Raw genomic sequence first — 20,374 nt, forward strand, 5'->3', positions numbered from 1 at the left:
ATTACCGCCCTCCCGTGGCAAGTGTCATAATTCGTTCTTGTGTTGCTTCCTGCGCGTCGATTTCTCCGCTTATTCTGCCTTCATGGACAACGATAACGCGATCGCTCATCCCGAGAATTTCCGGCAGCTCTGATGACACCATAATGATGGCGACGCCGCGCTCAGTCAGCTCATTCATCAGCGAATAAATCTCCCGTTTCGCGCCAACATCCACACCTCTGGTCGGCTCATCCAAGATGAGCACTTTCGGTCCGATCCCGATCCACTTGGCAATCACAACTTTTTGCTGGTTGCCTCCTGATAAATGACGTGCGTGCGTTTCCGGTGATGCCGTTTTGATGGTCAGGCGTTTGATTAAAAGATCGACAAATTCAGCTTCCCGCTTGTGATCAATGAGGCCTTTAGGAGAAAAACTGGACAGATTGGGCAGGGCGATATTCTCGCGAATTGAAGTGTCGAGCAGCAGCCCTTCATCTTTGCGGTTCTCTGTAATAAAGCCGAGCCCTTTTTTCACCGCATCCTGCGGGTTCTTAATGACCGTCTTTTTTCCAGCGATCCATATCTCACCCGAGTCCAGCCTGTCAACGCCGAATAGCGCTCTCATGATTTCTGTCCGGCCGGCCCCCATCAATCCGGAAATACCGACGATCTCACCGGAACGAACATAAAAGCTGACATCTTCAAAACGTCCTTTTACGGAGGCGTTTTTCACCTCGAATATATTGTCACCGAGTGAAGGAGCCCGTTTTGGATATCGTTCAGTCAGCTCGCGTCCAACCATTTTTTTGACGACTTCATCAAAATCGGTTTCAGAGATGTTTGTTGTATCTACCGTTTTTCCGTCACGCATGATGGTGATTCTGTCGCAAATCGCAAAGATTTCTTCCATGCGATGTGAAATGTATACGATGGATACGCCGTTCTTTTTTAACGCTGTAATGACCTCAAAGAGTTTGCTGATTTCCCGTTCCGTCAAAGCAGCGGTAGGCTCATCCATAATGATCACCTCGGCATTTGTCATGAGCGCTTTTGCGATTTCGACCATTTGCTGCTGTCCGACGGAACACTCGCCAGCTTCTTGATCAAGAGAAAGAGAGACAGACAGTTTGTCAAATTGCTCTTTTGCTAGCGCTTTCATTTTTCTTGTTTGTAAAACGCCCAGCTTGGAGGCTATCTCTTTCCCGATAAATAAATTCTCAAGAACGGTCATTTCCGGCCAGATATTCAATTCCTGATGGATAAAGGCTATTCCATGCTGTTCCGCTTCTTTCGGATTGGAAAAATACATTTCGTTTCCGTTTATGCGGATTTGCCCTTGATCCGATCTATGCAGGCCTGTCAGAATGTTCATAAGCGTGGACTTGCCGGCGCCGTTCTCTCCCATTAATGCGTGAACCTCGCCAGGCACGAGCTGAAAGGAAACGCCTGACAGTACTTGGTTTTTTCCGAATGCTTTATGAATGTCTTTCATTTCAATCTGCATGTTCCATCCTCCTTTCTAGAAAAGCACACCCGCCTGCAGGATGCAGTTGGCATATGGTGTGAATTCGCCTGTTCTTATAATGGCTTTTGCTTCTTTTGTCAGCTGCTTAAATTCCTCGTGAGAAAGGTATTCAATCTCCTGTTCAGAAAAAAGGTTCTCTAGAAATCTGGCATTCTCCTGATTAGCAGTTTTTATTTCAGATGCAGCAATGACTTTTTCGACCGCCATTTCTTCTGCGAGCACCGTCGCGGTATCTTGAAAAGCCGGAAGACCCGGCTTCAGTGAAAGATCAATTTTCAAAACGCCGTCAGGAACAGGCAGCCCCGCATCTGCAATGACAATTTTATCAGTGTGGCCAAGGTCGGCTAAAAGCTTGGCAAGATGGCTGTTCAGTATTCCGTGTTTTTTCATGACAACAGCTCCTCTACTTCTTTTCTTGTCGGCATTCCGCCTTGGGCACCGAAGGAACAGACAGAAAGGGAAGCGGCGCGATTGGCAAACCGCAATGCGGCTTCAATGTCTTTTCCCTCTGCCAGAGCCACGGCGAAGGCTGCGTTAAACGTATCACCGGCTCCGGTTGTATCAACGGGCTCAACGGGGAAGGAAGGGATAAGCCGTTCTTTACTTCCGGCTGAATAACGGACGCCCTGTTTTCCTTCCGTAATAAAGAGCTTTGCCGGATACAGCGCCAAGGCTTCAGAAACGGTAAGCCCGGGGAATAATATTGACGCCTCGTGTTCATTTGGCGTGAGATAGGTGGCGTGGTCAATTGTTTCCTGTCTCAGCGGTCGGGACGGTGCGGGATTGAGCATAATCGGGATATCGAGAGAATGGCAGTATCTGCACACCTCATCAACTGTTTCCTCGGGGATTTCCTGCTGAATCAGGACCATATCAGCTTCAATTTGTTCAAGGGCGTCTATCGCATACGATGGAGTGATATCATCATTCGCACCTTTGACGACAACAATGCTGTTATCACCTTCGGCAAGCACTATGTGGGCGGTTCCGCTATCTTTGTGTGTAACCGGTTCCATATAGTCGGTGCGAACGCCGTTTGCTTTTAAATTATCCAAAATGGCTGTGCCATAATGATCATCTCCGACCTTACCGACCATAAACACGTGAGCCCCAAGTCTGGCAGCAGCAACGGCCTGATTGGCTCCTTTACCGCCCGGCACAGTCTGAAACGACGTGCCAAGTACTGTTTCACCGGCTTTTGGGCGTTTGTCCGAGGTGACCACTAAATCCATAGAACAGCTACCAATTACACAAATATTACGCATCGTGATCTTCCTTTCTTGTCGTCTTTCTTCTTATATAGGTGACGGACATTTGAATTGCCGTTTCTGTCAGGGGCTGTTTTTTGATGATACGCAAAAGCAGTTTGGCCGCTTCTTTTCCCATATCATATGCGGGCTGTTTAATTGTAGACAGGGGCGGGAACAGCAGCTCGCTTTGCGGAATGTCATCATAGCCGATAATTTGAATATCCTCCGGCACCTTTCTTCCGCGCCGCAAAGCTTCATGTAAAACCGCAGCGGCTTGAATATCATTACTCGCTATCACACCGTCTGTCTCTGGATAAGCGGCAAACAGCTCCTTCGCCATCGATTGCGCATCCTTGAAAGAAAATGAAGCCGTCTCGATGACCTGAAAATCAACTGCAGCCTGATTTAAGATCTCTAAAGCGCCGTGAAAGCGATCTTGAGCGGTCGGCAGGTGAGCGGGGCCTCTCAAGAGCGTAATGCGCTGGCTTTTTCCGTGAATGATGGCTTCGGCCGCTAATTTTCCCCCAGTGCGGCCGTCACTGGACACAGAAGGAGCGCCTTCAGGTGTTCTGTCCAGAAAAACGACTGGGTGATTCATGCCGTTGTATTCCTCAAGGTCCGGGTAATTCGTTGCGGCAATAATGCCTGCGACATGATTTTGCTTAAAGGTTTGAAGGTACTCAAGTTCTTTTTTCAATTCCTCGTCACTGTTACCGAAAATAAGGCGATAGCCTTCCCCGTTCAATTCATCCTCAGCACCGCGGGCAAGCTGGGGGAAGAAAGGGTTTGTGATATCCGGGAGCAAAAGCCCGATCAGCCGGGATTCTCTTTTGTAAAGAGATCGGGCGACTTCATTTGGGTAATAGTTCAGCCGCTCCATCGCCGCTATGACACGCGTTCGCGTTTCTTCGTGTACATAGCCGCTGTCATTTAGGACGCGGGAAACCGTTGCAACAGAAACGCCCGCCGCTCCGGCAACATCTTTAATTGTAGCCAAAACAGCTCCTCCTTGTTTGTGTAACCGTTTACATAGATAGATTATCATGAGCCGTCCGAGGTTGGCAATAAAAATATCAAAAGAAATCTATTGTAAATTGTATATATAATTGTGAAATTTAAGGTTTTCACTCTTTTTTTGACAAAGTCTTCACAAATCTGGATGAAGTTTTCTTGAACAAATATTAAGTTTTATTAAAAATGTTTCAAAGTCATGCGTTTAGACCTGTAAATGAGAAGAAAGAGAATAGACTATCCGCCCAGAAAATGTTTAATAATGTTAGAGAATTCAGACCCGTATATTTAACATTTTCATTGATGACCCCAATAGTCTTTTTGGAATAGGCCTCATATTGCCTCTTCCATGCAGAAAGGATGACATGATGGCCTTATCCTTAAGAAATAGAATAAAACCATTTTGTGTTCATAAGAACCGGAAATACGCATGATAACAGGAAAAGCTTGATATCACACGCTGAAAAAAAGATTGATTTGAAATACATATTAAATGCGAACAGCGGGGGGTGACTATACGTCCATAAGGATATCAGGAGGAAAATGAAAGCGCATTCCTTTTGATTTTTAAAAAAAGAGATAAGATGTAAGTCCTGCCGTTTTCCAAATTTAGAAAGCAGTTTGTAGGTACAAAATCTCTTTCAAAAGAGAAGTTTGGCTTAGTGGGTTAGGGAAGATTATGCTACATAATGCCGATTGAGAATTCATAGTGATTCTATATACTGATGAATGAATTTACAACAATATAGAAGGAGATGTCGAAAAGCAATGTGGTTACTCATTATAGCCTGTGCTGTCATACTGGTCATCGGAATATTAGAAAAACGACGACATCAGAAAAACATTGATGCCCTCCCTGTTCGAGTGAATATTAACGGCATCAGAGGAAAGTCCACTGTGACAAGGCTGACAACCGGAATATTAATAGAAGCCGGTTACAAAACTGTCGGGAAAACGACAGGAACGGACGCAAGAATGATTTACTGGGATACTCCGGAGGAAAAGCCGATCAAACGGAAACCTCAGGGGCCGAATATCGGTGAACAAAAAGAAGTCATGAAAGAAACAGTAGAAAGAGGGGCCAACGCTATTGTCAGTGAATGCATGGCGGTTAACCCGGATTATCAGATTATCTTTCAGGACGAACTGCTGCAAGCCAATATCGGCGTGATTGTCAACGTTTTAGAAGACCATATGGATGTCATGGGGCCAACGCTCGATGAAATTGCGGAAGCGTTTACTGCTACTATTCCTTATAATGGCCATCTTGTCATTACAGATAGTGAATATACCGAGTTCTTTAAACAAAAAGCAAAAGAACGAAACACAAAAGTCATCATTGCTGATAACTCAAAAATTACAGATGAATATTTGCGTAAATTTGAATACATGGTATTTCCTGATAATGCTTCACTGGCACTGGGTGTGGCTCAAGCACTCGGCATTGACGAAGAAACAGCGTTTAAAGGAATGCTGAATGCGCCGCCAGATCCGGGAGCAATGAGAATTCTCCCGCTGATCAGTCCGAGCAAGCCTGGGCACTTTGTTAATGGGTTTGCCGCAAACGACGCTTCTTCTACTTTGAATATATGGAAACGTGTAAAAGAAATCGGTTACCCAACTGATGATCCAATCATTATTATGAACTGCCGGGCAGACCGTGTCGATCGGACACAGCAATTCGCAAATGACGTATTGCCTTATATTGAAGCAAGTGAACTGATCTTAATCGGTGAAACAACAGAGCCAATCGTAAAAGCCTATGAAGAAGGCAAAATTCCTGCAGACAAATTGCATGATTTAGAGTACAAGTCTACAGAAGAAATTATGGAATTGTTAAAGAAAAGAATGCACAACCGTGTCATATATGGCGTCGGCAATATTCATGGCGCCGCAGAGCCTTTAATTGAAAAAATCCACGAATACAAGGTTAAGCAGCTCGTAAGCTAGGAGGAAATGCAGACATGTTCGGATCAGATTTATACATCGCACTCATTTTAGGTGTACTACTCAGTTTAATTTTTGCGGAAAAAACAGGGATTGTGCCGGCAGGACTTGTTGTACCGGGATATTTAGGACTTGTGTTTAATCAGCCGGTCTTTATATTACTTGTTTTGCTAGTGAGCCTGCTCACTTATGTGATTGTGAAATACGGTTTATCGAAATTTATGATTTTGTACGGACGCAGAAAATTCGCTGCCATGCTGATAACAGGGATCGTCCTGAAAATCGCGTTTGATTTTCTATACCCGATTGTACCATTTGAAATCGCGGAATTTCGAGGAATCGGCATCATCGTGCCAGGTTTAATTGCCAATACCATTCAGAAACAAGGATTAACGATTACGTTCGGAAGCACGCTGCTATTGAGCGGAGCGACCTTTGCTATCATGTTTGTTTACTACTTAATTTAATGTAAGGTGTGTCAAACGATGAAAAAAGAACTGAGCTTTCATGAAAAGCTGCTGAAGCTGACAAAACAGCAAAAAAAGAAAACCAATAAGCACGTATTTATTGCCATTCCGATCGTTTTTGTACTTATGTTCGCGTTTATGTGGGCGGGAAAAGCAGAAACGCCGAAAGTCAAAACGTATTCTGACGACGTTCTCACAGCCTCATTTGTCGGGGATATTATGATGGGGCGCTATGTTGAAAAAGTAACGGATCAAAAAGGGGCAGACAGTATTTTTCAGTATGTTGAACCGCTCTTTAAAGCCTCTGATTATGTAGCCGGAAACTTTGAAAATCCGGTAACCTATGAAAAGAATTATAAACAAGCAGAAAAAGAAATTCATTTGCAGACGAATAGGGAATCAGTGAAAGTCTTGAAGGATATGAACTTTACGGTTCTCAACAGCGCAAACAACCACGCAATGGATTACGGCGCTCAGGGCATGAAAGATACACTAGGAGAATTTGCGAAGCAAAACCTTGATATCGTTGGAGCGGGATACAGCTTTAGCGATGCGAAGAAGAATATCTCGTACCAGGAAGTCAATGGAGTAACCATTGCGACGCTTGGCTTTACCGACGTGTCTGGAAAAGGCTTCGCGGCTAAAAAGAATACGCCGGGCGTACTGCCCGCAGATCCTGAAATCTTTATCCCTATGATTTCAGAAGCGAAAAAACATGCAGACATCGTTGTTGTGCAGTCACACTGGGGACAAGAGTATGACAACGATCCAAACGACCGTCAGCGCCAGCTTGCAAGAGCTATGTCTGATGCGGGAGCTGATATCATTGTAGGACATCACCCGCACGTCCTAGAACCGATAGAAGTTTATAACGGAACCGTGATTTTCTACAGCCTCGGAAACTTTGTCTTTGATCAGGGCTGGACGAGAACGAGAGACAGCGCATTGGTTCAGTATCACCTGAAGAAAAACGGAACAGGCCGATTTGAAGTGATGCCGATTGATATCCATGAAGCGACGCCTGCGCCGGTGAAAAAAGGAAGCCTTAAACAAAAAACGATTATTCGCGAACTCACGAAAGATTCTAATTTCGCATGGAAAGTAGAAGATGGAAAATTGACGTTTGATGTTGATCATAGCGACAAACTAAAATCTAAATAATAGGAGTGATAAAAATGAAATTTGTCAAAGTTATCTGGCCGTTTGTTGCCGTAGCTATCGTATTCATGTTTATGTCAGCGTTTAAATTCAATGATCATCTGACAGATCAGGAAAAGCAGAAAATTGATACGGAAATGCACAAAATCCAACAGCAGGAAGAACCGGCAAACGCCAATAAATAATTCAAAAAAGAGAGTGTCTCATGAGGCATTCTCTTTTTATTTGCCCAGCATATTCATTCTGTAAAAATATCAAAAAGTCTCTTAACATATTGAAAAAATTACCGATGATAAAACTGCAAAAAGAGGAGGAGATAATAAAAGTGAACACACTGGCAAACTGGAAGAAGTTTTTGCTTGTGGCGGTTATCATTTGTTTTTTGGGTTCAATTATCACAAAAGCGGGGATTGCGGAGGCTGATACGTCATCTGAACTGATGATCAGCGAAGCGAAAAAACTGCTTGGATATCAGTATAAATACGGCGGTGAAACGCCGGAAGAGGGATTCGATCCTTCGGGATTGATTCAATATGTTTTCAGTAAGGCTGATATTCATCTGCCGAGATCTGTGAACGACCAGTATAAAGTCGGAACGGCCGTAAAACCGGAAAATCTGCAGCCGGGCGATGTTTTGTTTTTCAAGAAAGAGGGAAGCAGCGGGACTGCTCCGACACACGTTGCTCTTTACATTGGAGACGGCCAAATGATTCACAGTACGCAATCAAAAGGGGTTATCATCACCAATTACAAAACGAGCAGCTATTGGAGCGGATCTTATATCGGGGCGAAACGAATCGCAGCCGATCCGGCAACTGCTGATGTCCCTGTTGTTCAGGAGGCCGAGAAATATATCGGCATTCCATATGTATTTGGCGGAAGCACACCGTCAGAGGGCTTTGATTGCTCAGGACTCGTGCAATATGTGTTTCAACAGGCACTCGGCATTTATCTGCCGCGATCAGCCGAACAGCAGTGGGCAGTGGGCGAGAAGGTAGCCCCTCAGAACATACAGCCGGGTGATGTCGTCTATTTCAGCAATACGTATAAAACGGGAATTTCACATGCAGGCATTTATGCTGGCAGAGGAAGATTTATTCAGGCAAGCCGGTCAGAAAAAGTAACCATTTCCTACTTGTCAGAGGATTATTGGATATCGAAGATGACAGGCATTCGCCGATTTGACAATCTGGCAATCACGAAAGAAAATCCGATTGTGTCCGAGGCAACGCTTTATGTCGGAGAAGTTCCCTACAAAAAGGGCGGAGTTTCTCCAGAGACAGGATTTGATACAGCCGGATTTGTCCAGTATGTATATCAGAAAGCAGCCGGTATTTCCCTGCCTCGATACGCAACAAGCCAGTTCAAAGCCGGAAGTATGATTGAGAAGGCGGATCTGAAACCGGGAGACATTGTGTTCTTCCAATCAACAAGCTTAAATCCCGCCATCTATATCGGAAACGGACAAGTTGTTCATGTCACATTATCAAACGGCGTGACCATCACCAATATGAACACGAGCACGTATTGGAAAGATAAATATGCGGGAAGCATACGGGTGCAATAAAAGGACAAAGACTCCAGAATCTCTGGAGTCTTTTCTTTATGCGTATTGGCCGGAAAGAAGCTGGTCAATAAAGTAAGCCACACCATTTTCGTCATTGCTTTTTGTGACGAAGGTGCTTTTTTCTTTTAATTCATCGATCGCGTTTTCCATAGCGATACGGTGTCCGGCGACTTCAAACATGGACAAATCGTTCGGACTGTCGCCGATCGCATAGATATCCTGTGTTTCAATTCCGTATATTTTAGCCAGCTCTGTCAGCGCGCGTCCTTTTCCAGAAGAGGCCGGCAGGATTTCGATAATATGTTTTCCAGAAGAGGTTTGTGCCAGTTTTTTATGATGCTTCAGCTCTTCCTTCGCTTGTTTCAGCTTGTCCATATCAAAGGAGAAGCAAAGAAGCTTATAAATGTTTTCGCTGCCGTCAAAAACCGATTCAATATGAGGGATCCGTTTAATGCCAAACTGCTTGAACTGAGTCATGGCTCCTTGCCACAATTCATCGGTCTTTTCGCTTGGATTTGCGCTCTTTAGAATATCAAGCTCCGCATGCAGCTTATCCTCGCCATCAAAAGGAGAAAGCAGATGGTCATCTGTATATACCTCAAAGTAAATGTTTTTCGACAGTAAGTAATCAGCGATAGCCTTACCGGCCTCCTGATCCATTAATGTCCGGCTGATCAGGCGGTAGCCTTTGTCATGAACCGTACCGCCATTTGCCGCAATGATAGGGATATCCAGATCTTCCAGCAGCGCTTTTACATCAAACGTTGCTCTTCCCGTGCAAATGGTGACGAGGATGCCGGCATCAATGGCCCGCTTGATCGCCGCTCTGTTTTCAGCAGAAATGACGCTTTCCTTATTCAGTAATGTTCCGTCTAAATCAATCGCAATACATTTCATATGTAGGGTACCTCCTTAAAAATGAAGCTGCTTCGAGTAGTATGTTCAGCTTTCCTGCGAAACATTAACCATATCTATCAGGCTAAACGTTACTTTGAAAATTTTCAACAAGGAAATATGTAAAAAACGGGATGGCAATTACGCCATCCCGTTTTTTATACACCTAAATCGTTTTGCAGCTCTTCTTTGACTTCCTGCAGTTTTTGCTGATTCAATTTTAAATAATATACTCCGGCAGGTTTATAATCATAACCCGTCAGCTGAATAGAATCAACCGATTTCAATGAAGTGAGAAACGGGAACAGGCCGATGGCATCTTTAAGTGATAAGTTCATTTTCAGATTTTTCCCCATCGTATCCACAATGTCATCATAAGCCGGGATTGAGCTCAGTGATTTTGACTTTTCCAAAATAGCGCTCAGCACTTCCATTTGTCTTTGTCCCCGCAAAAGATCACTGTCCGCTTTACGTGTTCTTACGTAAGCGAGTGCTTCTTCTCCATCAAGCGTATGAGTTCCCTCTTGAAGAACGACTTTTCCCTTTGTATCTTTTTTGATTTGCTTAATGACTTTATCGCTTTTTACTGTTACTTTGACGCCATTCAGCTGGTTCACGACGTCTTCAAAAGCTGTGAAATTGCTTTCGACGACATAATCGACGGGAATATCCAGCATCTCCTCAACTGTTTTCACAGTGAGGTCAACGCCGCCGTAGGCATGAGCATGTGTAAACTTATCATAGCCATGGCCTGGGATATTTACATAGGCGTCACGCGGAATGCTCAGCATTTTAGCTGTTTTTTCTTTCCGGTTAAATGTAACCAGAACATTCGCGTCACTTCTTGCCTGGTCGACAGTCTCGCCGTTTTCTTCTCTGGCATCAATTCCCAAGAGCAATACAGAGAAAGAATCTTTTCCGGGATTAAATTCTTTAATCCGTTTTACTGATTGTTCTCCGCGCGCAAGGCTGACATGAGCTTCTTTAGAAGCATTGCTCAGCTTGACATAAGCATAGGCGCCGACAGATCCTGCCGCAATGACTAGAAAAGCCATCAAACCGGCAACGATTTTCACCCATTTTCTAAGTCGTCTCTTTTTCTTTCTGCGGTGCGTTCGTTCTTCCATATCAATACCCTCTCGTTTCTTTAATATTTGAAGAGTACCATTTATTTTGCCATGGGACAACTCTTCAAAAGACATTTTTCGATAAATATTCCTATATTTATAAGTTCCTGTTCTTGAAAGTTGATATTTTAAATGTGATGAATCACCTTATATTGGACGCTCTAGCAGATAAAATGTTTCGGTGACGTTGAAAAAAATGCAAGTAAATGATTGGAAACTTAGGGGCTGCAAGAACGAAAAGGTTTAATGGCCGGAAAAAGAGGCTAAAAGATTTCTAATAAACTTCGCAACAATGTCATTGAAGCTGAATGGAGAAAGGGAGTCATTGTTATGAAAAAGCAGTCGAATATATGGCTTTATTTTTTCGGCGCTCTTGGAGGCGCGTTATACGGTTATGACACCGGAGTGATTTCCGGCGCTATTTTATTTATGAAAAAGGATTTAGGATTGAATGCGTTTACAGAAGGACTTGTTGTCAGCTCTTTATTGGTTGGGGCGATATTAGGTTCAGGAACGGCCGGTAAGCTGACCGACCGTTTCGGAAGAAAAAAAGCGATTATGGCGGCCGCGCTGCTATTTTGTATAGGCGGTCTGGGTGTGGCACTCGCCCCGAATACGGGAGTCATGGTGCTGTTTCGCATTATATTAGGACTTGCAGTGGGGACTTCGACGACGATCGTGCCGCTCTATTTATCTGAACTGGCGCCAAAGCATAAGCGGGGGGCGCTGTCATCGCTGAATCAGCTGATGATCACGGTCGGCATTCTGCTTTCTTACATTGTCAATTACATATTTGCTGATGCCGAAGCGTGGCGCTGGATGCTTGGATTGGCTGCTGTGCCGTCTCTGCTCCTGCTTATTGGCATTTTGTTCATGCCGGAGAGCCCGCGCTGGCTGTTTACGAATGGCGAAGAAGGCAAAGCGAAAAAGATTCTTGAAAAATTGCGTGGCACAAAAGATATTGATCAGGAAATACATGATATTCAAGAGGCGGAAAAGCAGGATGAAGGCGGTCTGAAGGAGCTGTTCGATCCATGGGTTCGCCCCGCCCTGATTGCCGGCTTGGGACTGGCGTTTTTACAGCAATTTATCGGAACGAATACGATCATCTATTATGCGCCAAAGACCTTTACAAACGTCGGATTTGGAAACTCCGCTTCGATTTTAGGAACGGTCGGAATCGGCACAGTTAATGTGCTCATGACATTAGTAGCGATAAAAATTATCGACAAGATCGGGAGAAAGCCGCTATTGTTATTCGGGAATGCCGGGATGGTGATCAGCTTGATCGTTCTCGCTCTGGTGAATCTCTTTTTCGATAACACCGCGGCTGCCTCATGGACGACAGTCATTTGCTTAGGCGTGTTCATCGTTGTTTTTGCGGTCAGCTGGGGACCGGTTGTCTGGGTGATGCTTCCTGAATTGTTTCCGCTCCATGTCAGAGGAATCGGCACTGGGGTATCGACCTTGATGCTGCACGTTGGGACACTGATTGTTTCACTAACCTATCCAATATTAATGGAGGCAATCGGCATCAGTTATTTATTCCTGATCTATGCCGCGATCGGCATCATGGCGTTCTTGTTTGTCCGGTTTAAAGTGACAGAGACGAAGGGGAAAAGCCTTGAAGAAATTGAGCAGGATTTACGGGATAAAAACGGACAGGGGGGATCGGCTGGGAAACAGCAGACGACCGAAACAACATAAAAAAGGGTGCGCGATCATGCGCACCCTTTTGATTGCTCACTTTCCTACTGTGCCGAAGTTAATGATTTTGAAAGAAATATCGTATGTGAAATCAGCCTCTGAAAATAGGTCATCCCAATGTCCTTTTACTTTATGCCAATATTCTGGGTATTGAACCCGAATGTGTTCGGATAAAAAGACCGGATCGGTTTTATAATCATGCTGCAGTTTATCCATGACCTTCTTTATATCGCGTTCAAGCTTTTTCTCAAAAATGTTCTCCAGCCTGCTCAAATAGCTCTTACTAAAGGAGTTTTCATTCGGATTTTGGTCTTCTGTCAAGAAGCCCTTTGTTTTGACAGAAATTCGAAAGACAGGTTTTCCGTTTTCAATGGACGGCTTAATTTTCGTTTTTGACTTTTTAATCTCAAACGTAATCGGATGTCCTTTATCTGTCGTCGGCATCACGCCTCCTTGGATCGTCCCCACGACCCATGTCAGCGTTTGTGTTTCATTTGGTGAAAGAAATCCAACGAGTTTATTGCTCCCGCTTTTGATAATGCCCGCCCCGTCATACGTTGCTTTTCCCTTTTGGTTTTTCACGGCTTGAATGAGAAAGCTGTAGCCATTTTGGCAATAGATAGAAGCCCTGCCGATGCGAAGCGGCCTCATAATCTTACCGTTATATCCTCTATGAGTTGTCAAATCAATCAGTTTTTCGGTGGGCATCGGCTGCTGCTGGCTGGGGCTTCCTTTTGTAAAGATATCAGCCGCTTTCCCTCTGGCTGCCATCAAAAAGCTGCTGCGCCGCAGCTCGTCATCCCGAATAAAATGGTTAAAGACTTGATCTATGTTTTGATTCCTCATCAGTTTTTCTCCCAAAAGAATCACTTTTAAATGATCGCTATAAATAGGAGGGTCCTTGACAGATACATCACTGACTGCTTCCAGAATGGTTTTCCCGTGGGATGTCACATGAACAAATTCGGGTTTTCCGGATGCTTGGCTGTCTTCACTTTGGGGAAGAAGGTTTTGGTATGTTAATTTATACTGATGATCATCTGTCTCATCGATTGCCAGTCCTCTTGCGAAGGATAATTTCTCAATATTTTTGACATCCCAACATCCCGAGAGAACCTGCAGCATCAGAAACATAACTGCGAGTTTTGTTATGATCTTCATCCAAGCTGCCCCCTCCCCAGTTTTTTCTGTACCCAGCTTAAAAACCAGGTAAAGAATGGGATTGCAATCACAAATAAAAATACATATCCGAGAAGTGTTCCATAATAAAATACCTCATTCAGGTCCTTGGGATACATCGTTACGAAAAACGTCCCAGCCAGCATTGCAGCCAAGAGCCATGGATTGTTTTTATTTTTTAGATGAAAAATTTCTGTTAATCCAATATGGGCGCCTTTGAAGGACCCGAGCATACAGGCAAATTGCTGGGCTGTCCAGGTCAGCTGTAAAAACAGATCGAATCGTTCAATAAAAATACCCGGAACCTCTAATGCGTGAATGAGGGAAATGGTCGGCCAAGTCACTGTTTTTGCCTCTGCCACAGTCATACAGCCAATCACAATGAACAACGTAATGCTGTAAAACACTGTGGAAGTCGCGATGCCCAAAGCAACAGCCTTTTTCGCTTGCTTCGGATCTCTCATAAAAGGGACGAGATAAAATATGATTTCAAATCCTGAGAAATATAAAAGCGTCTTTGGGAATAAAGAGAAAAAACTTTGATAGCCTCCTTCAAAAACAGGCCGGAGAAAATCAAGCTGAAATAAGCGAAAGCTGAACAACAGGAGCATCATAAAAATAATAAGAGTCATAGGAAAAATATAAGCGTATACCTTTGCAATGGGATAAACGCCTCCGCCCACATGATAGATGGCAACTGCGAGAAATATAAAAACGACAACTGACATTGGCGTATTTTTCAACAGAAAGAATCCGACGACCTCTCCCAAAATCCGTGCTTGATAGCAAACAACTCCCATGAAATATAGACAGATAAACAAATTCAATAGTGGGCCGATGAATTTTCCAGCCGTGATGCTGTTGAGCTTGAAAAGAGTTTTTCCGCTGTTTTTTTGAAGGAAAGGCAAAAAAAGCAGAGCGATCATAATAAAAATAACGCCCTGCAGCAGGATCATAATCCATCCGCTTGGACTGCCGGTTTCAGCAGCTGAGCGGGGAAGGGTTAGGACCCCGGCACCGATCAGTGTGCTGCTTATCATAATAAGCGTCTGCATAAAAGTCAGTTTATGCTCTGATTTTTTCATAGCCATCACCTTTGTCTGATGTTATCTTCGGGATCGTTTCGTGTCGGTCTTCTTTTAAAAAACTTCGTGGGAATACGGATGACGGTGTCCTTCAAATCCTGTCCGGGCTGTGCCATGATCGGAATGATGTAATCTTGCCCGAAGCTTTTCAGGCGCATCAAGTGGCCGATCACAAACAGGAAAACCATAACGACGCCATACATACCAAGTACTGCTGCACTTATCATTGCAGCAATGCGTATCAGCCGCAGGGGAAAGTTATAGGCGTATGAAGGAACGGTAAAAGACGCCAGTGCTGTGACAGAAACGACAATGACCATAAGGGCGCTGACAATTTGCGCCTGAACAGCCGCCTGTCCGATGACAACTCCGCCGATAAGGCCAATGGTCTGACCGATCGGCTTTGGCAGTCTCAACCCGGCTTCTCTGATCAGCTCGATCGTAAAGATCATAAAAAAAGCTTCTACAAAAGGCGGGAATGGCACATTAAGCCTGCTGCCTGCAATGGAGATCGCCATTCGGGTCGGCAACAGCCCAGTGTGGAAAGAAACGAGAGAAATATACAGACCGGGCAAATAAATGGTGATCAGAACGCTGGAATACCGAAGAAGGCGTATAAGTGACATCGGAATCCAGCGCTGGCTGTAATCATCGGGCGAATGAATGAATTCATCAACCGTAGCCGGCACAATCAAAGCGAACGGGGTGCCATCTACCAATATGGCTACCCGTCCTTCTAATAGAGAAGCTTCTGTCCGATCAGGCCGTTCAGTGCTTAATATCGTGGGAAAGATCGAAAACGGTTCATCTTCAATCAGCTGTTCAAGTGTACCCGATTCCGGCAGATCATCGATTTTGACTGAGTTCAGCCTTTTAAACACTTCCTTGACGACATAATCAGGAGCAATATCTTGAATATAAGCGACAGCGATTTTCTTTTTCGTCCTTTTTCCGAGTATCATTTCCTTTATGACGAGGTTAGGATCACTTGTCCGTTCACGCAAAAGCGCTGTGTTTGTCCGCAGCTTTTCAATAAATCCTATTTTCGCACCGCGTTCCACGATTTCGGAGGAGGGCTCTTCAAGACTGCGTGTTTTTAATGTTTTCGTGTCAAAAGCTAATCCTTCGCGATAGCCATCAGCGAGCAAAACGGCATGCCCTGTAAAAACGAGCTGTTCTATTTCTTTCATTTCAGAGACAACGCTATGGTGAAAACCGAAAAAAAAGGCGGATAAGTCTTCAATCGAGCCTTCCTTATGGGCTAACGCCTCTCTTTGTAAAGGAGAAATGACGTATTGCGCCAGCATTTTATTCTCTGTCAGACCGTCAATATACAGTAAACACGCCTTCCGTCTGCTGTCTCCAAAAGCAAATGAATAAAACATCATATCGTCGTTTTGTCCCCATTTTTTTTTTAATGCATCTAAGTTGTTCTGGAGATCAGAGTCGATGTGCATAGTTTTTCTCCTTCGTAAACAGATTGACGGTTTTTATTAATTTGTATCAAAAAAGGAGAATTATTCTTCTCAAGGAAAAGGCTGAAACAAAGCTTCTTTTCGACGTGATATAATATAAAGGAAGCGTTTTCTTAAAGGGGTTGTCAAAAGATGATGCTTTATACATATGTTGTCTTAGGAATAAGACAGCTTATACGGGCGTTTGTAAGGGGGGCGCACCGGGAAAATAATGATCAGCTATTTACAGGGGAGGGGTACGGATCATGACGCAATCACCGATTTTTCTAACGCCTGTTTTTAAAGAAAAAATCTGGGGCGGCACCGCTTTACGAGATATATTTGGATACGGTATTCCTTCCGAAACGACGGGGGAATGCTGGGCCATTTCCGGTCATCCAAAAGGACCGAGCACTGTAGTGAATGGCCCGTATAGAGGAAAGACATTGATCGAGCTTTGGGAAGAGCACCGTGAAGTATTCGGCGGCGTGGCGGGGGACCGATTTCCGCTTCTGACAAAACTCCTGGACGTGAAGGAAGATATGTCGATAAAAGTTCACCCTGATGATTATTATGCCGGAGAAAACGAAGAGGGAGAACTCGGCAAGACGGAATGCTGGTACATCATTGACTGTAAAGAAAACGCGGAGATTATTTATGGGCATACAGCCCGCTCAAAAACAGAACTTGTCACAATGATCAACAGCGGTGACTGGGAAGGCCTGCTGCGAAGAATCAAAATTAAACCTGGTGATTTCTATTATGTGCCGAGCGGAACGCTGCACGCATTGTGTAAAGGGGCACTGGTGTTAGAAACACAGCAAAATTCAGATGCCACATACCGGGTGTACGACTATGACCGGCTTGATCACAACGGGAGTCAGAGAGAGCTTCATTTTGCCAAAGCGGTCAATGCGGCCACAGTTCCTCACGTGGACGGGTATATAGATGAATCGACCGAATCAAGAAAAGGAATTACCATTAAAACGTTTGTCCAAGGGGAATATTTTTCGGTATATAAATGGGACATAAATGGCGAGGCTGAGCTGTCTCAGGATGAAGCCTTCTTGCTTTGCAGCGTGATTGAAGGAAGCGGTTCACTGATGTATGAAGACGAAACATGTCCGCTCAAAAAAGGCAATCACTTGATCTTGCCCGCTCAAATGCCCGATTTTACGATTAAAGGAACTTGTACACTGATCGTGTCTCATATGTAAACTTAATCTCACTTCGAGATTAAGTTTTTTTTTATGAAAAAATGGAAGGGATTCACCTGTAAATGAAGTGTACGCGTGCCGATAAATAAACTAGTTTTATATACTCATTGAATATGAAAGAGGAGAAGGAATGAAAAAGAGATTAATCGCACCGATGCTTCTGTCCGCCGCGTCCCTTGCCTTTTTTTCCATATCCGGTTCTGCCGCACAGGCTGCAGCCTATAAGGACTACTCGATATATGAGATAGAACCGGCTAAAACGTTCAGTACAGAAAGCCAAGCCGCACAGGCAGCCGCCAAGCTGGAAAAAGACACTGGCTGGGATGCTTCTTATCAGGCTTCGGGCACAACAACGACCTACCAAATTTCCGCTGCTGGCATTCATAGCGAAGCAGAAGCGAAAGCAATACTGAGCGGACTCGCCAAACAGACAGCGATTTCAGGCAAGTCAAGTCCTGTCGGAAGCAAACAGCCGTATGTCACCATCACCTCAGGCGCCATTTCGGGTGAAAAGCAGGCAAACACATTGCTGGCCAAGCTTAAACAAGAGACGGGAGTGTCTGGCACTGTAAAAGCATCCGGAACAGCCCAGCCCTATGTGAACGTCATAACATCAGAAATCCCTGATGAGACAAAAGTGAAGGCGCTTATCCAGAGTCTGGCTAAGCAAACGGGAATTAAAAGCTCGTATCAGCCCGTCTCACATACGGTGTCTGTCACAACCATTCAGTCAGGCGCAATCGTTGGAGACAGCAAAGCAGAGCAGATCAAAAATGCCTTCCAAAAGGAATCGGGGCTTAAGGCTTCATTAAAAGAAACGGTGAAAGGACAAGCCTATTATACATTCACTACAGCCGCCGTATCAGGCGAAGCGAATGCCAAGAATCTATTAACTCAATTGAAACAAACCACCGGTATTACAGGAAGCTACAAGCCAATCAATCAAAAAACAACTGCTGAGACATATAATGTCCAATCAGCTTATTTCAAAGGGCTGAATACAGTCAAGGACGCCATCAGCCAAATCAAGAAAAACACCGGCGTATCCGGCAGTTATCAAAAGGTTGGCACAAGCACATCATATATTGTGAATATGAAGGGTTTAACGAAACAGCAGCTGCAAAAAGTGGACACCTTCTTTAAAAAGAAAAAGTGGCGCTGTACATCATCCAGCATCAAAAAAACGACAACATCTACAGCCTATCAAATAACGACAGCAAAAATTTTAGGCGAGAAGCAGGCAAACAAAGCCGCAGCCTTTTTTGTTCAGAAAAAAGTAAAGGCAGCGAAAAAAGCAACTGGAACAACAGCAGAAAACCAATATCAGCTCATCTCAGAAGAAACATCAGATCAAGTAAAAGTGACAAAGGGCTTGAACATATTAAAAAAACATCAGCTGAGTGTATCTGCGAAAACAATCAAAAAACAAATCGCTAACACGTTTACAATCACAACTGAATCTCTGCTTGGTACAGCCAAAGCCAATCAAGCACTTACATTCTTTCAATCGAATCACATATCAGCAACAAGCCAGAAAACCGGTCAGACCACAGCGAGCAGCTATCAAATGATAACTGAAGCCATCATCAGCCAAGAAGATATTGACCGTGTTTTAGCGTTTTTCAAACAAAATAATGCCGCCGGCACAACAGCTAAAACAGGCGAGACGGCATATACACAATACAAAATCGTAACAGCCCAGATCAGCAGCAAAACAGCATTAAACAATGGGGTAACCTATCTGAAAGCCCAAAGCTTAAGCCCGAGTTACACAACCAAGACCAATCGCCTTTATAAAATCAGCTTAAACGAACCGTTCACAGGTAACGATGCAGCTGCTGCGGCAGCAGCGAAGCTGAAACAATTATACGGATGGACATCATCTATCGTAAAAATCAAAAACGGGCCGCAAATCATGAAAACAAATTACAATCTCTCGCTTCGTGATATGGTCCAAAAACAAATGACAGTAAGCCCGCAAACAGACGGGGCGGCTTACGTATCGCTCACTTATATTCATACAGCAACTTCAACAGTCACAGCTGACGTACTGAATATCCGGTCAACGCCGGCAGTCATCCCGACGAACGTAATTGGCCAATTTAAAAAAGGCGATAAGGTGAAAATCATCGGCCAGACAAACGGCTGGGCCAAAATCAATTTGGGCTGGCGAAACGCAAGCAGTGATGAAGTGGTTCAATACGTGGATCCGAATAAATTTTCCAGAGACAGCAAATACTATTTCCAATTTCTCAAGCTGTCACAGGCAGCCGGGCTCAGCATCACTGAAGTCAATCAGAAAGTGCTTGCGGGTAAAGGCGTTCTGACAGGGAAAGCAAAGGCATTTATCGATGCCGCCAAACAATACGGCATCAACGAGCTCTATTTAATCTCACACGCTCTTCTTGAAACAGGAAACGGAACATCCGATTTAGCCAACGGCTTAACCTATAACGGAAAAACTGTATATAACATGTACGGAATAGGCGCATACGACAGAAATCCGAATTACTACGGCGCTAAATACGCGTACGAACAAGGCTGGTTCACACCAGAAGCGGCCATTATCGGCGGGGCCAAATTCATAGGCTCTTCATATATTCACAACACAGCCTACAACCAGGACACACTATACAAAATGAGATGGTCAGCCACAGCGGCACACCAATACGCAACCGACATCGGCTGGGCGTACAAACAAGTAAACCGCATGTACAGCCTGTATTCATTGCTGGACGGTTATACGCTTTACTTTGATGTTCCGGAATACCAATAAAAAAACCACCTTTTGCGTTTGCAAAAGGTGG

Annotated in this window: 17 protein-coding genes; 8 read left to right on the forward strand and 9 right to left on the reverse strand. The window is 44.3% G+C overall.

What is annotated here, in order from left to right; translation table 11 throughout:
* Window position 1: 1 nt before the first annotated feature.
* Genes rbsA through V6D44_RS07965 form a run of 4 tightly spaced genes read right to left on the reverse strand, consistent with a single transcriptional unit; the run spans window position 2 to window position 3,751 of the window.
* On the reverse strand, window positions 2-1,483 hold the full coding sequence (rbsA, locus tag V6D44_RS07950; RefSeq protein ID WP_202327941.1) for a ribose ABC transporter ATP-binding protein RbsA: 1,482 nt from the start codon (window positions 1,481-1,483) through the stop codon (window positions 2-4).
* Between the two features lie 15 nt (window positions 1,484-1,498).
* Window positions 1,499-1,894, reverse strand: a complete 396-nt coding sequence (gene rbsD, locus V6D44_RS07955) for a D-ribose pyranase (RefSeq protein ID WP_087991738.1) — start codon at window positions 1,892-1,894, stop codon at window positions 1,499-1,501.
* Window positions 1,891-2,769, reverse strand: coding sequence for a ribokinase (rbsK, locus tag V6D44_RS07960; RefSeq protein ID WP_087991737.1), 879 nt, complete (start codon window positions 2,767-2,769; stop codon window positions 1,891-1,893). The genes rbsD and rbsK overlap by 4 nt, the downstream gene beginning before the upstream one ends.
* Complete coding sequence (locus V6D44_RS07965; RefSeq protein ID WP_202327942.1) at window positions 2,762-3,751, reverse strand: LacI family DNA-binding transcriptional regulator; 990 nt, start codon at window positions 3,749-3,751, stop codon at window positions 2,762-2,764. The genes rbsK and V6D44_RS07965 overlap by 8 nt, the downstream gene beginning before the upstream one ends.
* A 782-nt stretch (window positions 3,752-4,533) precedes the next feature.
* On the opposite strand from V6D44_RS07965, the gene pgsB reads away from it, so the two are divergent.
* From pgsB to V6D44_RS07990, 5 genes are all read left to right on the forward strand, one after another.
* Window positions 4,534-5,715 (forward strand): poly-gamma-glutamate synthase PgsB, encoded by a 1,182-nt coding sequence (gene pgsB / locus V6D44_RS07970; RefSeq protein WP_087991735.1) that lies wholly within the window; start codon window positions 4,534-4,536, stop codon window positions 5,713-5,715.
* Window positions 5,716-5,729: 14 nt separating this feature from the next.
* Complete coding sequence (gene pgsC, locus V6D44_RS07975; RefSeq protein WP_003227889.1) at window positions 5,730-6,179, forward strand: poly-gamma-glutamate biosynthesis protein PgsC; 450 nt, start codon at window positions 5,730-5,732, stop codon at window positions 6,177-6,179.
* Between the two features lie 18 nt (window positions 6,180-6,197).
* Window positions 6,198-7,340 (forward strand): capsular polyglutamate synthetase PgsA, encoded by a 1,143-nt coding sequence (gene pgsA / locus V6D44_RS07980; protein ID WP_202327943.1) that lies wholly within the window; start codon window positions 6,198-6,200, stop codon window positions 7,338-7,340.
* 14 nt (window positions 7,341-7,354) lie between these two features.
* Window positions 7,355-7,522, forward strand: coding sequence for an extrachromosomal elements maintenance protein EdmS (gene edmS / locus V6D44_RS07985; protein ID WP_087991733.1), 168 nt, complete (start codon window positions 7,355-7,357; stop codon window positions 7,520-7,522).
* Window positions 7,523-7,662: 140 nt separating this feature from the next.
* Window positions 7,663-8,904, forward strand: coding sequence for a C40 family peptidase (locus tag V6D44_RS07990; protein WP_253268612.1), 1,242 nt, complete (start codon window positions 7,663-7,665; stop codon window positions 8,902-8,904).
* Window positions 8,905-8,940: 36 nt separating this feature from the next.
* Here V6D44_RS07990 and ywtE read toward each other — a convergent pair whose 3' ends face one another.
* The gene (ywtE, locus tag V6D44_RS07995) at window positions 8,941-9,801 is read right to left on the reverse strand and encodes a 5-amino-6-(5-phospho-D-ribitylamino)uracil phosphatase YwtE (protein ID WP_087991732.1); all 861 of its coding nucleotides are present in this window, start codon (window positions 9,799-9,801) and stop codon (window positions 8,941-8,943) included.
* 155 nt (window positions 9,802-9,956) lie between these two features.
* Window positions 9,957-10,925 carry an LCP family protein gene (locus tag V6D44_RS08000; RefSeq protein WP_087991731.1) on the reverse strand — a complete coding sequence of 323 codons (969 nt, stop codon included), beginning with the start codon at window positions 10,923-10,925 and terminating at the stop codon, window positions 9,957-9,959.
* 324 nt (window positions 10,926-11,249) lie between these two features.
* On the opposite strand from V6D44_RS08000, the gene V6D44_RS08005 reads away from it, so the two are divergent.
* Entirely contained in the window at window positions 11,250-12,632 is a 1,383-nt protein-coding gene (locus V6D44_RS08005) for a sugar porter family MFS transporter (protein ID WP_301272163.1), read from the forward strand.
* A 36-nt stretch (window positions 12,633-12,668) separates the two neighbouring features.
* Here V6D44_RS08005 and V6D44_RS08010 read toward each other — a convergent pair whose 3' ends face one another.
* From V6D44_RS08010 to V6D44_RS08020, 3 genes are read right to left on the reverse strand one after another with little or no spacing between them, the layout of a single operon-like run.
* Complete coding sequence (locus V6D44_RS08010; RefSeq protein ID WP_087991729.1) at window positions 12,669-13,793, reverse strand: Ger(x)C family spore germination protein; 1,125 nt, start codon at window positions 13,791-13,793, stop codon at window positions 12,669-12,671.
* Window positions 13,790-14,896, reverse strand: a complete 1,107-nt coding sequence (locus V6D44_RS08015; RefSeq protein WP_087991728.1) for a spore germination protein — start codon at window positions 14,894-14,896, stop codon at window positions 13,790-13,792. Before V6D44_RS08015 ends, V6D44_RS08010 begins: the two co-directional genes overlap by 4 nt.
* A gap of 5 nt (window positions 14,897-14,901) precedes the next feature.
* Window positions 14,902-16,353: a spore germination protein gene (locus V6D44_RS08020; protein ID WP_087991727.1), complete on the reverse strand. Its 1,452-nt coding sequence runs from the start codon at window positions 16,351-16,353 to the stop codon at window positions 14,902-14,904.
* Between the two features lie 263 nt (window positions 16,354-16,616).
* Here V6D44_RS08020 and manA point away from each other — a divergent pair, with 263 nt between their 5' ends.
* Window positions 16,617-17,567 (forward strand): mannose-6-phosphate isomerase, class I, encoded by a 951-nt coding sequence (gene manA, locus V6D44_RS08025; RefSeq protein WP_087991726.1) that lies wholly within the window; start codon window positions 16,617-16,619, stop codon window positions 17,565-17,567.
* Between the two features lie 130 nt (window positions 17,568-17,697).
* Window positions 17,698-20,343: an SPOR domain-containing protein gene (locus tag V6D44_RS08030; protein WP_333516397.1), complete on the forward strand. Its 2,646-nt coding sequence runs from the start codon at window positions 17,698-17,700 to the stop codon at window positions 20,341-20,343.
* The last annotated feature ends 31 nt before the right edge of the window (window positions 20,344-20,374 follow it).

This window comes from Bacillus sp. 0209A (assembly GCF_036765095.1).
Taxonomy (GTDB): Bacteria; Bacillota; Bacilli; order Bacillales; family Bacillaceae; genus Bacillus; species Bacillus subtilis_G.

What these genes read in the sequence shown, in the direction of transcription:
- pgsB (WP_087991735.1), top strand. Translation starts at nt 4,534, where the DNA reads ATGTGGTTACTCATTATAGCCTGTGCTGTCATACTGGTCATCGGAATA.
- rbsA (WP_202327941.1), bottom strand. Translation starts at nt 1,483, where the DNA reads ATGCAGATTGAAATGAAAGACATTCATAAAGCATTCGGAAAAAACCAA.
- rbsD (WP_087991738.1), bottom strand. Translation starts at nt 1,894, where the DNA reads ATGAAAAAACACGGAATACTGAACAGCCATCTTGCCAAGCTTTTAGCC.
- V6D44_RS08020 (WP_087991727.1), bottom strand. Translation starts at nt 16,353, where the DNA reads ATGCACATCGACTCTGATCTCCAGAACAACTTAGATGCATTAAAAAAA.
- pgsC (WP_003227889.1), top strand. Translation starts at nt 5,730, where the DNA reads ATGTTCGGATCAGATTTATACATCGCACTCATTTTAGGTGTACTACTC.
- edmS (WP_087991733.1), top strand. Translation starts at nt 7,355, where the DNA reads ATGAAATTTGTCAAAGTTATCTGGCCGTTTGTTGCCGTAGCTATCGTA.
- V6D44_RS08000 (WP_087991731.1), bottom strand. Translation starts at nt 10,925, where the DNA reads ATGGAAGAACGAACGCACCGCAGAAAGAAAAAGAGACGACTTAGAAAA.
- pgsA (WP_202327943.1), top strand. Translation starts at nt 6,198, where the DNA reads ATGAAAAAAGAACTGAGCTTTCATGAAAAGCTGCTGAAGCTGACAAAA.
- V6D44_RS08010 (WP_087991729.1), bottom strand. Translation starts at nt 13,793, where the DNA reads ATGAAGATCATAACAAAACTCGCAGTTATGTTTCTGATGCTGCAGGTT.
- V6D44_RS08015 (WP_087991728.1), bottom strand. Translation starts at nt 14,896, where the DNA reads ATGAAAAAATCAGAGCATAAACTGACTTTTATGCAGACGCTTATTATG.
- manA (WP_087991726.1), top strand. Translation starts at nt 16,617, where the DNA reads ATGACGCAATCACCGATTTTTCTAACGCCTGTTTTTAAAGAAAAAATC.
- V6D44_RS08030 (WP_333516397.1), top strand. Translation starts at nt 17,698, where the DNA reads ATGAAAAAGAGATTAATCGCACCGATGCTTCTGTCCGCCGCGTCCCTT.
- rbsK (WP_087991737.1), bottom strand. Translation starts at nt 2,769, where the DNA reads ATGCGTAATATTTGTGTAATTGGTAGCTGTTCTATGGATTTAGTGGTC.
- ywtE (WP_087991732.1), bottom strand. Translation starts at nt 9,801, where the DNA reads ATGAAATGTATTGCGATTGATTTAGACGGAACATTACTGAATAAGGAA.